Below are 13,329 nucleotides of genomic sequence, written 5' to 3'. Positions count from 1 at the left end.
AATGTCTCCTTCGGCTTTCGAGGGGGCATTGTTATGCGTAGCACTCCATCCGCTAGGAGTTCGGGGGCAGGCACGAGCAGGTTCGCCGTGGCTCTCATGGATATTCTCGATCAGGTTGAGTACCGGCGGGTCAACCTCGCCGAGTTGAACGACCCCGTTTTCCGGTTGCGCTACGATGCGTACAGGCGGGAAGACTTCATTCCTGCCAACCAGGACGAGATCGCAACCGACGAGCTGGATTCGGTGCCCAATGGCATGTGCTACGGGATCTATATCAGCGGCGAGCTGGTGAGTTCGATCCGCCTGCACCACTTGACTGCCGAGCACCGCTATTCCCCCTCGATGACGGCTTATGCCGACATCCTGCATCCCATGCTCGACAGGGGCATGCATTTTATCGATCCATCGCGGTTCACCGCCGACAGGGATGCAGCGCTCGCCTTTCCGGCTCTCCCCTTCCTCACATTGCGGCTTGCGGCCATGGCCTGCGAGTATTTCGTGCCAGATTACTGCCTGTCCTCGATCCGACAGGAGCATGCCGCCTTTTACAAGCGCGTTTTCGGCTCGGAGCAGTGGGCGGGAGAGCGCTATCTCGGCGGCGGGCTCAAGTTTCCGGTCTGTCTTTATGCGGCGAGTTACAGCGAAATTCGCGACCGTGTTGCCGATCGCTTTCCTTTTTTCATGTCGACGCCCGAGGAACGCGAAGCCATGTTCGGCGAGGACGACGAGGCCCGCTTTCTGACAATGATCCAGCCCACTGCCCGTGCCGCCGCTCTGGCGGAACACCGCTTCGCCCCCGCGGGTGAGTAGGACAGGCCCAGCCTGGAGAGGTCCATGACAGCCGTACAGCCCATTGCCCCTGATCAAACCGGGGCAACCATAACGCCGCCCGGTCCGCGCGGGCTGCCGATATTGGGCCATATCCTCGATATCGCCCGCGACGCCGTGGGCTATCTCGAGCGTTGCGCGCAGACCTATGGTGACGTGACGCGGCTCCAGTTGGGGGCCTATCCCGCACTTCTCATCAACGAGGCCGATCTGCTTGAGCAGATTTACGTCAAGCAGCACGAAAAGTTCATCAAGAACCGGGTGTTCTGGCGCCAACTCCGCGCGCTTCTGGGCAATGGGCTGTTCGTGGCCGAACACGAGGACTGGCGGCGCGAGCGCCACTTTGCGGCGCCTGCTTTTGCGACACGGCCTTTGCAGGCTTATGCGCCGGCCATGGTGGCGGAAGCCGAGCGGCGGGTCGCGGGCTGGCGCGACGGGCAGGAAATCGACATGCATCGCGAGATGATGGCGCTCGGCCTGATGATCGCCGCACGTACGCTGCTCAACGCCGATGTGACCGGGGATCTGCCCGGAATAGAGCAGGGTGTCGATTGGGTCATGGACGAAATCGCGGCCCGTTACGCGCGCCCCATCCTCATTCCGGACGCCGTACCCCTGCCCGGGCATATCCGTTATCGCAAAGGCATCAAGGCGCTCGAAGCACTCATTTATCGCATCATCGAAGACCAGCGGGCGGGCCGCTCGGCGCCCGAGGGGCTCATAGGGCAGCTAATGGGCGCGCGCGACGAGACGGGCAGACCCATGTCGGACGTCCAGTTGCGCGATGCGATCTGCAACATGCTGCTGGCGGGATACGAAACCTCGGCGCTGACGATGGCCTGGGGGTTCGACCTTCTGGGCCGCGAGCGCGATATCCAGGACCAGATCGCCGCCGAGGTCAGGGATGTGATCGGGGACCGCACGCCGACCCACGAGGACCTCCCGGCACTCAAGCTCACGGAAAACGCGATCATCGAAATCCTGCGCCTGCGGCCGCCCGGCTGGATGATCGGGCGCGAGGCGATCGAGGATACCCGTATCGGCAATTATGACATTCCCAAAGGCATGACGCTGCTGACGAGCCCATGGGTGACCCAGCGTGATCCGCGCTATTTCGACGACCCCCAGGCGTTCCGGCCCGAGCGTTGGGCGGGGAACCTGCGGCGCACGCTGCCGCGTTTTGCCTATTTCCCGTTCGGCGGCGGGCCGAGGGTGTGTATCGGCAACCGCTTTGCCATGATGGAAGCGATGCTGTTGCTGGCCGTTATCGTGCGGCGCTTCGATATCGAGCGGATGGTGGAGCGCGAGGCGGGATTCGTCCCCTCGATCACCATGCGGCCGAAGGCCGGGTTGTGGGTCAGATTACACGCGCGGGGCTGAGTGACCAACTATGCCCGACGGGCGGCCGAGCGGTCGAGGGGCAGGGGTCGGCCGATGCCCGCCTCGGTGGCGAACCGGTGCAAAAGCGCATTAAAGGTATTGGGGAGCCTCATGAATGGTGCATGCCCGCCATTGTCGAGCAGATGAACCCTGCCATCCCAGAGGTTGGCATAGTTGAGGCCGAGAAGGTAGCCGGCGCGGATCGCGGGGTCATCGGCGCCCTGGACCACCGCGAACGGAATGGGGCTGGTTTCGACCACCTGCCTCTGATTGGCGCCGTCGCCCCGCAGAAGCGAGCGCGTGATTCGCGGGCGGATATGCGGATCGGTGCGCCTGATGGCCTCGATGAGGGCGGGCGTGGCCATGTCTCCATAATACATGTGGGCCAGCCGGGTGGCATCGCGGGGCGAGAGTTCGGGCCTCGAAACCAGCAGGATCGCGGGATTGAAATGAAAGGCGCGCAGGGTCGCGAGGGGCCCGGTATCGAGCGGTGGCGTGCCCGTTACCATGACGCCCGCCAGGTGCGAGGGGTGCTTGGCCATCATTTCGATCGCTATATGCCCCCCGAGCGACCACCCCATGACCACGGCGCGCTCGATGCCAAGCCGGGGAAAAAGTCCCGCAATGGTTTGCGTGAGATTGGGCAGGATATAAGTGAGATCGGGGTGGAGGAAGTTCCCCGATCGCCCATGCCCCGGCAGATCGATCGCCACCAGCCGGAAATGGTCGGCGAGCGGACTGGCCATCTGCTGTTCGAAGACGTCACTCGAAGCGCTCGAGCCATGCAGCATGATCAGCGGCTGGCCGGAGCCGCCGGTATCGCAGACGGCAATGGCGCCATAAGCGGTTTCGAGCTTGTATCGAGAGCGTGACAATGGGGCACCTGCTGCATTTGAGCAGAGATGCTAAGCGTTTGTTGTGTAAATGGGGTTTCGTATGACGGTTAAAATTTCGACAATGAATTTGGCTGTCTGCGGAGCTGAACAGGGAGTGTGAAAATGGATTATCTGGTTGCGGCGGCCGGCCTGTTGACGGTTGGTGCCTATATCTGGTCGCTGCGCGGACATTTTGTGTCCAAGACCATGCCGAAGGGCACGCGCGTCATTTCGGCCCTCGTGGCGGCGTCGACGGTGCTTTACCTCTATCTCACATTCGCGCTCGATCAGCCCCTTTGGGCGCAGATCGCGGGATTTGCCTTTCAGCTTGTTGCAGGCGCGCTATTTGCTGCCGCCATTCGCGCTTCCCGCCAAGCCCAGCTCGAATATATTTTCACGCCCGAAAAGCCCCGAGGCCTCGTGGAGACCGGCCCCTATCGCTACATGCGCCACCCGTTTTATTCGTCCTATATCCTGTTCTGGTCGGGATGGGCGCTTGCGACATGGTCGGCCTTCGCCGTTCCCAGCGTTGTGCTGTTCATCGTCCTCTACGTCGTTGCGGCGCGGGGCGAGGAAGAAAAATTCGCGCAAACCCCGCTCGCACAAACCTATGCGGCCTACAAGGCGCGCACGGGCTTTTTATGGCCTAGGCTGGCGCGCGGATAACTAAAGGATCGGGAAAGTGGTGCCGCTTACGTGACTCGAACACGTGACCCCATCATTACGAATTGTTTTTCGCAATGATTTCAGATATTTAGATGCTCTACTAAATCGTTGGACGATGCTGGATAACGCTTTGGCCAGAATCCACTTTCGAGAGTCGAGCGGTAGCACGGGGTATCACCCTGTTGCCACCCCTTTGACCCCGCCCCGCTACTAGAAGAATACAAATCAGGAATTGCCCTACTAATCTGTCCCCCGTCCCCCGTCCCCCGGACCTCCCCCTATCAACGGCGCTCTCAGATTGGGCAGGGGAGCAAGCCCGTGGTTGGAGGGATGTCCCGGATCAGCCGGATTCTTGATATGCGGTTCACCTAAAATCGCTCATTGTTGTCGTCTTCAAAGTCAGGATACGTTTCTTCAGGTGCGTAGTACTCCGCTGCATCGTACACGCTGGTCCGTTTGAACCTGCCGCCCAGTTCTGCGGCATTCAGGCGAGATAGACCGTTAATCTTGAGACCACAGGCAACGCATTCAAAGTGCGTCGGTAGGTGTTCCTGGGTCTCTGTTATCTCGTCATCCTTGAGTTTTAGCTGGGGTGTGGAAACTGGGTCGCCGAACAGAAGTGCAGTCGATCCGCAGGCGGGGCAATCGACACGATGGCCGCTTCGTCTTACAGCCCAAAGCGCGGCTGCCTCACTTTCCGCTTTGCGTTCATTGTCATCTTTTGCCTCCCATACCTTTCGGTGTGCCTCGATGTCGCCGGCGACCGCCTTTGCACTTTTATCAGCAGCGGCAGCGATCAGCTTGCTCGCAATTTCGGCCTCCTCCTTGCCGAATAGTTCGTCGAGCTCATAGCCCATTGTTGCGAGCAGAACGGCACATGCCTCATAGAATTGAGGCTGCCATGTGCTGGTCAGCGCGTCATCGAAAGGAGTTTCGCCGGAATGCAATTCGGCGTTCCGATTCCCGGTGATACGGGTGCAGGCACTCGATACCTCCTTGGTGAACGTGGGGAAGATCGCAGCCAGTCTTTTCAGCACTTCTCCCGTCGCGACCGACGAAGGCGCTCGCGCCTCTAGCGCGGGATAGCCTAGGGCGTGATAAGTCTGAATCCACGCTTGACTAGGGTCGGTGAGAAGGACCGGGCTTACATTGGCAAGGGCCGCACGAGCCAGAAGCTCCAGGGAGAGGCTGGCCATTAGGCCATGCTGCCAACTGTCTGCATCCATTTCGACCATCTGCTCTGCACAACGCTGTGCTTTCGCAAAGAGGGCTTCCGGGTCCCATGCAGCGGGTGTTTTTCCGGGATTGATTGTCTTCTTCAATGCAGTTGCTCCAAATAGGCACGCTCTAGGATGCGACCCTCGCAAGCGGGAGGCACTGGAGATCGAGCATGCAGCATTCGCCAATTGTCGATGACAACGGTGTCGCCCCGCTCGACCAACGCGATGCTGTGCTTTGAAACCGTGCCAAGCGCAGCGCGGAAGCGTTCAACTCCATGCTCACCTGCACGAGAGGCGGGTCTGAAGAATTTGTCGTCCCAACGTATGAGGCCGAAGCCTTCACTCGGCTGAAAGATGCGTAGCAGTGGCAGTCTGCCCTTCACCGGTCGACGCGGTTGAACCAACGCACGCGCAAGAACATTGTCGTCGGCTTCACGGACAATTTCGGCCCCATCGGCAAGGAGCGTTGGCACCTCTTCGAACCCGACGAGACACCTCAACATTATGTATCGGGGCGGGTGCCGCCAATGAGCCATGTCTGTATGGAAAGGGAAGACATCTAACCCATAAATCCCGCTGTACGTGTTCGGGGTGGTTTGATCTTTTGGGGTCGGTCTCAACTGATGTACCGGCGACCCTTCCCCAAGCGTGAGAACTTTCCCTAGTGCTGACGCGATTTCCTCGCCACTGGTATTGGGACGGTAGGTCTTGAGAAGAACGTATCCGCGTTCTTCGACCTCGTGACGAACTTTAGCTACCGCAGATGGGGAACGCTCAGGCCCCGTCATAGCTGCGGTCCATCAATGGCTTGGCTTTGTCCAACGTGGCGACGTCAGTGATGATGATTTCGAGGTCGCCGGTGCCGAAATGGCCGATGTTGCGTACATCACGGGTAAAGCCGGGCTGAAGATCGACGGTATCCGGATCGACCTTGACGAAAACCTTGAGATGCCGGATCTGCGGCTTGACCTCGACGCACGCAAAATTCTTGAGCCGGCGGAAGGCAACGTAGTTGTCGAGCGTCTTCAGCTCGACATCATCGCCCAGCGCAAGCAGGTACGCCTTGGTGGCCTCGTAGAGATCAACGAGGTCTTGGTCCGCATCTGCGAGATATTGCGTGACCGTCTTCTGGCGAGATCGGGATCGGGTTGAAGCAGGTTCACCCTCTGCGTTGATCCCAACGGACATTTCCCGAGCGGGCCGTTCTGATGCTGAGGTTAGCAGTTCAAACAGCAATAACTCATCGCCAAAGCGGCGATATCGAACCAGCGCGATGTTGCGGTTCATCTGGTTGACCGCATGGGCGTCGTACTTGGTGAAATCACCTGCAATGCAGATCAGTCGAGGCGTTGTCCAATCAACTGCCTTGGCCTGCTCAGCGCCGAAGCGTTCCAAGACCAGCCATTCGAAATCGCGGCGGTGGTCCATCAGCCAGTCGAGGTAGAACAAGCCTTGGTTGATGACGTTCTCATTACTGGCGCGCTTGTACTCGACGATGACCGGAGAGCCGTTCTCGTCGATGCCGAGCGAATCCATGCGCCCGCCATTGGTAGTGATGAACTCGGAGGCAAGAAACCGCACGCCCAGAAACGCTTCCATGTTGCGTTCAATCAGGGTCTGCAGCGATTTTTCTAGTGCAACCGCGCTACCGCGCAGCTCGACAACTGAAGCGCTGTCCGTTCGGAAAAGTTTGATGTCACTCATTATATCCCCCAAGCCCCTCCAATTTGCCCGAACTGGTAGCAACGCACAATCCCAACTCCCTCCAACTTTTGACTTTCAGAGTAGCGAACTCTGAAATATCAAAAATATGCACATAGGGTTTTGTGGCAGGGGTTTGATTGTGGAAAAAACATCTATTATTCAGATAGATAAAAGCAAATCGCCGATGGCGTCCGTGCTTTCTGAGCGAACCGCTCTTATATCCGCTCTTGACACAAAAGCAGCATTCAGAGATTGTCCCCGCGAAGAAGGCTGGGATGAACAAATGAAGCTGACGCCAGAAATTGCAATCGAGAACGCCAACGTAGCGGAGTGCGTCGCGCGCGGAGTAATTGAGATTGCCAGCGGAAAGGTAACTTACCACCTTAACCACAAGAAATCGTATGCGTGGAGTGACCCCGAAGAATGGGTTCGCTGCATCGCTATCGCAAACTTGGTGATCGATAAGAAGTATCCTGCGACTCAGATGCGGGTTGAGGTACAGGTGCCTCGTCGTACTCCAAGCGACTTTGCCGACATCGTCGTTTACCGCGACGAAGCCTGCCGCGATCCTTATCTCGTCGTTGAGTGTAAGAGCGATGTGCAATCGAGGGCGGGGCGGGATCAGGGCGTCGAGCAACTTTTTGGCAATGCCAACTCCCTGCGCATTCCCCTCGGCCTGTACGAGGAGTATGGGGAGTCACGCTTCTACGATGTAGGCAACTTCGAGCCTACGGAACGCCAGCGAAATCTGCTCGGCGGGCGCGATGCGGTGCCCGAGCAGTTTGGTGAGGTTCCGGCCTATGCCTACGTCGCGGGCAGCGAGATGGATATCCATCCCGTTGCCTCACACCTGCTTGAAGCCAAGATCAAGCGTGTACACTCACTTATCTGGGCCGGTGGTAAACGTGACCCCCTGACCTCGTTCGATGAGTGGAGCAAACTCTTGTTTGCGAAGGTGGTCGACGAACGCAATCGCCGTTCCGGCGAGTTCCGGCACTTTCAGGTCGGCACCAACGAGACTACCGCCGCCGTCGCTGGGCGCGTCCACACTCTATTTGCGCAGGCGTGCAAGCAGGACCCTACAATCTTCCCCGCAAACGCTCGCATTCGCCTGACAGACAAGAAGATCTACGAGATCGTTCTGACCTTGCAAGAGGTGAGTTTCCTGCGGACAGACGTCGATAGCATCGGCGCGGCCTTTGAAAACTTCTTCGGAGCGGTGTTTCGCGGAGAGCTTGGGCAGTATTTCACGATGCGCCAGTTGTCGCGGTTCACGGTTGCCATGCTTGGCATCGGGGAAACCGACTACGTCATCGACCCGACTGCTGGCAGCGGTGGATTCTTGCTAGAAGCCCTGCTGCAGGTCTGGCACAAGATCGACCGCGAGTACGAGGGGCAACCGGAGAACGAGATCAACCGGGCGAAGATGGATTTCTCCCGCACCAACGTTTTCGGTATCGAGATACATGACATTCTCGGGCGCATCTGCAAGATCAATCTGCTGCTACACCATGACGGCCATACGAATATCGAGGCAGATCGATCGTGCCTTGACGTTGTATTCGCTCATCCGCGTCTGAACCCGCCGAAGGACAAGTTTACGAAGCTGTTTGGCAACCCGCCCTTCGGTGACGAGGTGCAGGCGGGTGATGATGACCACCTCGGGGCTAACACGCTTGAGTCGTTTAAGGTGGCCGATAACCGGACCAAGGTCGCGTCCGAGCACGTCATCCTAGAACGGTCGGTCGATTTCCTTGAGCCGGGCGGCGAGCTTGGCCTGATCTTGCCCGATGGCCTGTTCAACAATCAGGGCGAGCAGAGCAACTGCCCCTCGGTGCGCAGGTATCTCGCAAAGAATGGCTTGATCGAGGCTATTGTGTCGCTGCCTGACTACGCATTCCGCAAGTCGGGTGCACAGAACAAGACGTCGATACTGTATTTCCGTAAGTTCCAAAAATGGCAAAAAACCGCGTTTAATCAGGTTTATGATGAAGCGCTTGAGAATGGCGCATCCGAGGAAGAAGCGGTCGCGATGGCGCTCGATGCGATGGACTACAAAGTGTTTCTCGCAGAGGCAAATTGGGTCGGCTACACGTCCACGGGCATTCACTCGGATTTGAACGACTTATATCGCGGCTCTGCTGGCGGCAGATTGGTGGACGATCAGGAAGGGACGATACTCGGAGAGTATCGAGCGTTCCGCGCCGACCCCGAAAACTACGCGGGTCGTAAATCGCCCGACTGCATGGCAATTTCGGCAGGCGAACTTTGGCGCGCTCATCCGAGCCATCGCCTCGATCCGAAATACCACCTGTTCAAACGAGAGGAGCAAAATGTCGTTCCAGACGGCTGGGTGAAGATGCCGATCCGGGATGTGCTGCGGCGGCGCATGGTTCAAGTAAACCCAGAAACGCGCCCGGACGAGCGCGTCGTTGTGATGACGCTTGGGCAGACGGGCGAAATCCGACCGCGCGAGGCTGGCAAGGGGCGTAACCCACCGGAATGGCTCGGCATGTATTTCGAGGATATACCTTCAACATGGTTCGCCGCGCGCGCTGGCGATGTGGTGTTCAGCTCCATTGACCTCTGGAAAGGATGCGTTGCGGTCGTCCCGCCCGAGTTTGACGGGGCGCTCGTCACGAAGGAATTTCCGATCTACGAGATCACCGACGACCGACTGGATCCGGTGTTCCTCTCTTGCCTCCTGCGCAGTCGTTACTATCAGCGGGCCTTCCGGGCGATTACGACTGGACACAGCAATCGCCGACGCACCCAGGTCGGAGATTTTGAAGACTTGGAGATTGCGTTTCCGCCTGATCGCGAAGCCCAGCTGGCCCTAATCGCTCGCCTTGTGGAAGCACGAAACGGGCAGCGGCAAGCAATAGACTTAATGGGAAGCGCAATGATGGCATTCAACAATGCCATCGACGGTCGGGGCGATGAAGCGCTTCCTGAAATTAACGACGGTGAGGAAATTGCATTGGAAGAGGCGTAATGGCAAAGCGCAGCATCACCGACGAGGAAATCGGCCTCATAAAGGCGATGCTTGCGCGCGACATGCGCAACCGGGACATCCAATTTTACTTCAATCGACAGGATCGCCCGGTGAACTCAGGGCGGATCACCGGCATTCGGACTGGCGACTACGGACCAGATGTGCCGCAAGCTTCGAATGAGGACTTGGATGCTTTTCTTGCTACTTTCGCGCCTGCTGAAATCGGCGTTGCCATCAATGGGAACGTTATCCCGGCAAGACAAAGCTTAGCCGACCAAGCGCGCGCCAGATTCGAGCGCCGCGCCGATGGACTCTGGTATCTCGCCGATGGCGAAACTTCCGAGCAGGAATGTAAAGAAACTTTCGATCCAAAACGTCTGAACCCGATAATCAAGGCGATCGCTGGTTTGGCTAATAACAGGGGCGGCTTTGTCTTTATTGGTGTTGCCGATGGCGAATGCAAAGCCGTTGGACTGGCCGATGCAGCCTTCCGTGATACCGACATCGTGACTGTTGCGGACAAGGTGAAAACGTTTCTCACGCCAACGCCGGTGTTTTCAAAATGTCTGCTCGACTTGGACGGTGTTGAAGTCGGTGTGCTTCATGTTGAGAAGCACACCTTGCCCCCCGTGATCGTCTGCCGAGACGGCGATGGCCTGACGGACGGAACTATTCTGTTCCGTTATCCCGGCCAATCTGCACGAATTAAGTACGGCGATCTTCTCGCCATGCTGCGCGAACGTGATCGTTCGGCGCACGCCTTGCTCCTGTCCAGCGCTGCACGACTGTCCGAGATCGGCACTGACAAGGCCCTCATTGTTGATACCCGCGAAGGAACGGTGGATGCCGGTGAGAGGCAGATAACAATTGATCGGGAACTAGCCGAGCAATTGGAGTTCATTCGCGAAGGAGAGTTTGAGGAGCGCGAGGGAGCACCTACGCTTCGGCTCGTGGGGGATGTTCGCGCGGTCGATGCTGCCGGGCAGGTGCGTGAGCGGGTCGAGGCGCGCGCTCTAACCGCCGATATGGCGGTGAAGTCATACTTGCGTAGGGAGCAAGTTCGGATGCCGATGGAGTATGTTTGCCTCTCTGCGCACGTGCAGCGCCAATGGTTGCCGCTTCACTATTTTGTTCGCCTCAGCGGTCAAGAAACCGATGCCGCTGTTCAGGCGCTAGAGGGCGCAGACTGCGTCTACCAGAATTCAAAGCAACGTGCCTTGGAGCGGCTACGTGGTGAGCGTAGTGCCTATACAGCTCCAACCGGTGCGGCGGTGCCGGTCGCCGCTGAGATTCAGGCGGGCCAAATTGAAGGTATAGGTGATCGCCATGCACCCTCGCTCATCGCACGAGCGATCCAAGGTCTGCCAGACGATTTCGAGAACATTCTGCCTCTGCTGGACCTACTAGACGGATTGCATGATGCGGCGCATGGCGATGCTGTGCTGCGAGGTGCGATCTATCGGGCTGCGAGCCGTCTGGATGAGATTGAGGCCCTGCAAGCGCAACAGGCTCAATAACCTACTACTTTGCCGCTTGGCTAAACTGAAACGGCTGAACCTCGTGTTCGTCCGCTCACGCGTGCGCAGGCGATGGACAGTGTTTCCTTGTGTTGGATCGGGCTGGCCATTGTGTGATAAGTATCTGATATTGCTTGCTTTTTCAAGATGATTTAGTTAGTTTGAGTTGAGGCCAAAAGGAGGTCTCAATGCCTAGCTTACGTCTTACCCGCCGCGCCATTGACGACATACCGTTCTCGGCAAGCGGCCAAGTCTTCTACCGCGATACGCTGCTTTCCGGTTTCGGCCTTCGGGTCGGCAGCCGCTCCAAGGTCTATTTCGCCGAAGGGCAGGTGAACCGCACAACCCGGCGCGTGACCATTGGCCGCGCCGATCTGTTTGCGCCTGAGGTGGCGCGCAAGAAGGCGCTGGCGGTGCTGGGGGAAATGGCCGAGGGGCGCAATCCCAACGAGGAAAAGCGCAAGGAAACCGCTGAGCGCGTCACGCTGGCTGTGGCCTTCGAACGGTTCTTTGAGGCGCGCAACAAGCTGTCGCCGCACACGGTCACTAATTATGGGCGCACCGCCAAGTTCTACCTCAAGGCATGGCGCAAAAAGCCCATGAACCAGATCACCCGGCAAATGGTGCTGGCCAAGCATCAGGAAATTGCCAGAACGCGCGGCGAGGTGACGGCCAACAACGCGATGCGCCATCTGCGCTCGGTCTACAATTTCATTGCTGCCACGCAGGACGACTATCCACCGAACCCGGTGCTGATCCTGAGCCAAGCACGGGCATGGCATCGCGAGCGGCGGCGGCAGACCTTGGTGACCGCGCAAGACCTGCCCATGTGGTGGAAAGCGGTCATGGCCGAGCCGGACTATTCCCGCGACTTCCTGCTCACGGCGCTGTTCACCGGGATGCGCCGGGGCGAGCTGATGAAGCTGCGCTGGGAAAACGTGGACCTACAGGCGCGCACGCTGCACCTGCCCACAACCAAGAACGGTGACCCGCTGAACCTGCCTTTGTCGGCATTCCTCGCGGACCTGCTGACAAAGCGTAAGGAACAAACCGAAGGGTCTCCTTGGGTATTCCCCGGTCCCGGCAAGAACGGGCATTTAGTGGAAACCAAGAAGTTCCTGCTTCGGGTCAGCACCGGGTCGGGCGTGAACTTCACGCTGCACGATCTGCGGCGGACGTTTATCACCATCGCCGAAAGCCTCGACGTTCCCTACTACGCGCTCAAGCGCCTGCTGAACCACCGCGCCAATGGCGACGTCACGGGCGGCTACATCGTCGTCAACGCCGAACGTTTGCGCGCCCCGGTGGAGCTGGTCGCGGCCCGGATATTGGATTTGGCCGATGTCAGTTGATGACTCCATTTGCCGGGCGGATTTCTGCGATGGCGCAAGCGTGCTGGAACGTGTTTTGCTCGCCATTATCAATGCCCATACGACCAACGAAACCGAAGGCCGTCAGCAGGAGCGGCTAGACGCCGCGATGATGGCACTGATCGGGCCGGCGACACAGTTCGGGCACGACTTGGAACGCGCGCTGCAATTTATGGCGAGGCAGAGACAGCGGGATGTCTGCGACGTTGAGATGCGCGCGTTGCGCTCCTGCTCGGTTGCCCCCATCGACGCGGTACGGACGATTCTGGAATTGGCACACCTCGCAGCGCGTGAGGTCATGGGCTGTACCAGTGCAGCCGATGTGCAGGAGACCGCCCATGTACTTTGCGACATGTTCCGCAGGCGTGGCAATGCTGCTTGCGCGGAGCCAGACGCAGTGCGGGAGGCGCTGGAAGCGGAGGCGGTTCAGCGAATAATCGGTGAACTTGCCGAATGGGACAATCTCAGCATCCGCCCGAATTAATACTCTCGTGCGATCAGGAACTTATGCTGAGACTGTTGGACACTATTTCGCTGACGGCAGTTACAGATTGAGGCAGCCTGCGACTTATGCCATTATGAAGACGGATGAGTTGACAGCATCCAGCGGATGAATTTCCGCGGCGGGTGACCTTGGGCACCGACCCTCTGGACCACACCCTTTAGGGGAATATTGCCCTGCCATGTCCTCCCACCGATGACCGATCAAATGAGACTGGTGGCCTGTACCTCCCGTTCGCGCCTTGGCAGGGCGCTACCCAGAGGTCACCGCAA

At 58.5% G+C, this 13,329-nt stretch carries 11 protein-coding genes and 1 pseudogene; 8 read left to right on the top strand and 4 right to left on the bottom strand.

Going from position 1 to position 13,329, the window contains the following annotated elements; genetic code table 11:
* Nucleotides 1–96 precede the first annotated feature (96 nt).
* Together I2G20_RS13425 and I2G20_RS13420 are read left to right on the top strand one after the other, a co-directional pair.
* Complete coding sequence (locus tag I2G20_RS13425) at nt 97–810, top strand: N-acyl amino acid synthase FeeM domain-containing protein (protein ID WP_425502647.1); 714 nt, start codon at nt 97–99, stop codon at nt 808–810.
* A 24-nt stretch (nt 811–834) separates the two neighbouring features.
* Entirely contained in the window at nt 835–2,208 is a 1,374-nt protein-coding gene (locus tag I2G20_RS13420; protein WP_196260236.1) for a cytochrome P450, read from the top strand.
* Nucleotides 2,209–2,216: 8 nt separating this feature from the next.
* On the opposite strand, the gene I2G20_RS13415 is transcribed toward I2G20_RS13420, so the two are convergent.
* Entirely contained in the window at nt 2,217–3,083 is an 867-nt protein-coding gene (locus I2G20_RS13415) for an alpha/beta fold hydrolase (protein WP_196260235.1), read from the bottom strand.
* A 123-nt stretch (nt 3,084–3,206) separates the two neighbouring features.
* On the opposite strand from I2G20_RS13415, the gene I2G20_RS13410 reads away from it, so the two are divergent.
* Nucleotides 3,207–3,749 carry a methyltransferase family protein gene (locus I2G20_RS13410; protein ID WP_196260234.1) on the top strand — a complete coding sequence of 181 codons (543 nt, stop codon included), beginning with the start codon at nt 3,207–3,209 and terminating at the stop codon, nt 3,747–3,749.
* A gap of 368 nt (nt 3,750–4,117) precedes the next feature.
* On the opposite strand, the gene I2G20_RS13405 is transcribed toward I2G20_RS13410, so the two are convergent.
* From I2G20_RS13405 to I2G20_RS13395, 3 genes are read right to left on the bottom strand one after another with little or no spacing between them, the layout of a single operon-like run.
* Nucleotides 4,118–5,071 (bottom strand): hypothetical protein, encoded by a 954-nt coding sequence (locus tag I2G20_RS13405; protein WP_196260233.1) that lies wholly within the window; start codon nt 5,069–5,071, stop codon nt 4,118–4,120.
* Entirely contained in the window at nt 5,068–5,757 is a 690-nt protein-coding gene (locus tag I2G20_RS13400; protein WP_196260232.1) for a Fe(II)-2OG oxygenase family protein, read from the bottom strand. The genes I2G20_RS13405 and I2G20_RS13400 overlap by 4 nt, the downstream gene beginning before the upstream one ends.
* Nucleotides 5,744–6,673, bottom strand: a complete 930-nt coding sequence (locus tag I2G20_RS13395; RefSeq protein ID WP_196260231.1) for a DUF5655 domain-containing protein — start codon at nt 6,671–6,673, stop codon at nt 5,744–5,746. Before I2G20_RS13395 ends, I2G20_RS13400 begins: the two co-directional genes overlap by 14 nt.
* 139 nt (nt 6,674–6,812) lie before the next feature.
* Between I2G20_RS13395 and I2G20_RS13390 the strand changes: the two genes are divergently transcribed.
* The 5 genes and pseudogenes from I2G20_RS13390 (at nt 6,813) to I2G20_RS13375 (ending at nt 13,039) form a co-directional block, all read left to right on the top strand.
* Entirely contained in the window at nt 6,813–9,668 is a 2,856-nt protein-coding gene (locus I2G20_RS13390; RefSeq protein ID WP_196260230.1) for an N-6 DNA methylase, read from the top strand.
* Nucleotides 9,668–11,185, top strand: a complete 1,518-nt coding sequence (locus I2G20_RS13385; protein ID WP_196260229.1) for an AlbA family DNA-binding domain-containing protein — start codon at nt 9,668–9,670, stop codon at nt 11,183–11,185. The genes I2G20_RS13390 and I2G20_RS13385 overlap by 1 nt, the downstream gene beginning before the upstream one ends.
* 263 nt (nt 11,186–11,448) lie before the next feature.
* Nucleotides 11,449–11,592, top strand: a pseudogene (locus I2G20_RS17545) (hypothetical protein); the annotation flags it as partial.
* Between the two features lie 18 nt (nt 11,593–11,610).
* Entirely contained in the window at nt 11,611–12,537 is a 927-nt protein-coding gene (locus tag I2G20_RS13380) for a tyrosine-type recombinase/integrase (RefSeq protein ID WP_425502646.1), read from the top strand.
* Nucleotides 12,527–13,039, top strand: coding sequence for a hypothetical protein (locus tag I2G20_RS13375; protein WP_196260227.1), 513 nt, complete (start codon nt 12,527–12,529; stop codon nt 13,037–13,039). The genes I2G20_RS13380 and I2G20_RS13375 overlap by 11 nt, the downstream gene beginning before the upstream one ends.
* Nucleotides 13,040–13,329: the final 290 nt, after the last annotated feature.

The organism is Pelagibacterium limicola (assembly GCF_015694405.1).
In the GTDB taxonomy this organism is placed as follows: Bacteria; Pseudomonadota; Alphaproteobacteria; order Rhizobiales; family Devosiaceae; genus Pelagibacterium; species Pelagibacterium limicola.
The sequence above is the reverse complement of the archived record's forward strand: the minus strand, read 5'-3'. Positions and strand labels throughout refer to the sequence as shown.

What these genes read in the sequence shown, in the direction of transcription:
- I2G20_RS13420 (WP_196260236.1), top strand. Translation starts at nt 835, where the DNA reads ATGACAGCCGTACAGCCCATTGCCCCTGATCAAACCGGGGCAACCATA.
- I2G20_RS13380 (WP_425502646.1), top strand. Translation starts at nt 11,611, where the DNA reads ATGGCCGAGGGGCGCAATCCCAACGAGGAAAAGCGCAAGGAAACCGCT.
- I2G20_RS13410 (WP_196260234.1), top strand. Translation starts at nt 3,207, where the DNA reads ATGGATTATCTGGTTGCGGCGGCCGGCCTGTTGACGGTTGGTGCCTAT.
- I2G20_RS13425 (WP_425502647.1), top strand. Translation starts at nt 97, where the DNA reads ATGGATATTCTCGATCAGGTTGAGTACCGGCGGGTCAACCTCGCCGAG.
- I2G20_RS13400 (WP_196260232.1), bottom strand. Translation starts at nt 5,757, where the DNA reads ATGACGGGGCCTGAGCGTTCCCCATCTGCGGTAGCTAAAGTTCGTCAC.
- I2G20_RS13395 (WP_196260231.1), bottom strand. Translation starts at nt 6,673, where the DNA reads ATGAGTGACATCAAACTTTTCCGAACGGACAGCGCTTCAGTTGTCGAG.
- I2G20_RS13375 (WP_196260227.1), top strand. Translation starts at nt 12,527, where the DNA reads ATGTCAGTTGATGACTCCATTTGCCGGGCGGATTTCTGCGATGGCGCA.
- I2G20_RS13385 (WP_196260229.1), top strand. Translation starts at nt 9,668, where the DNA reads ATGGCAAAGCGCAGCATCACCGACGAGGAAATCGGCCTCATAAAGGCG.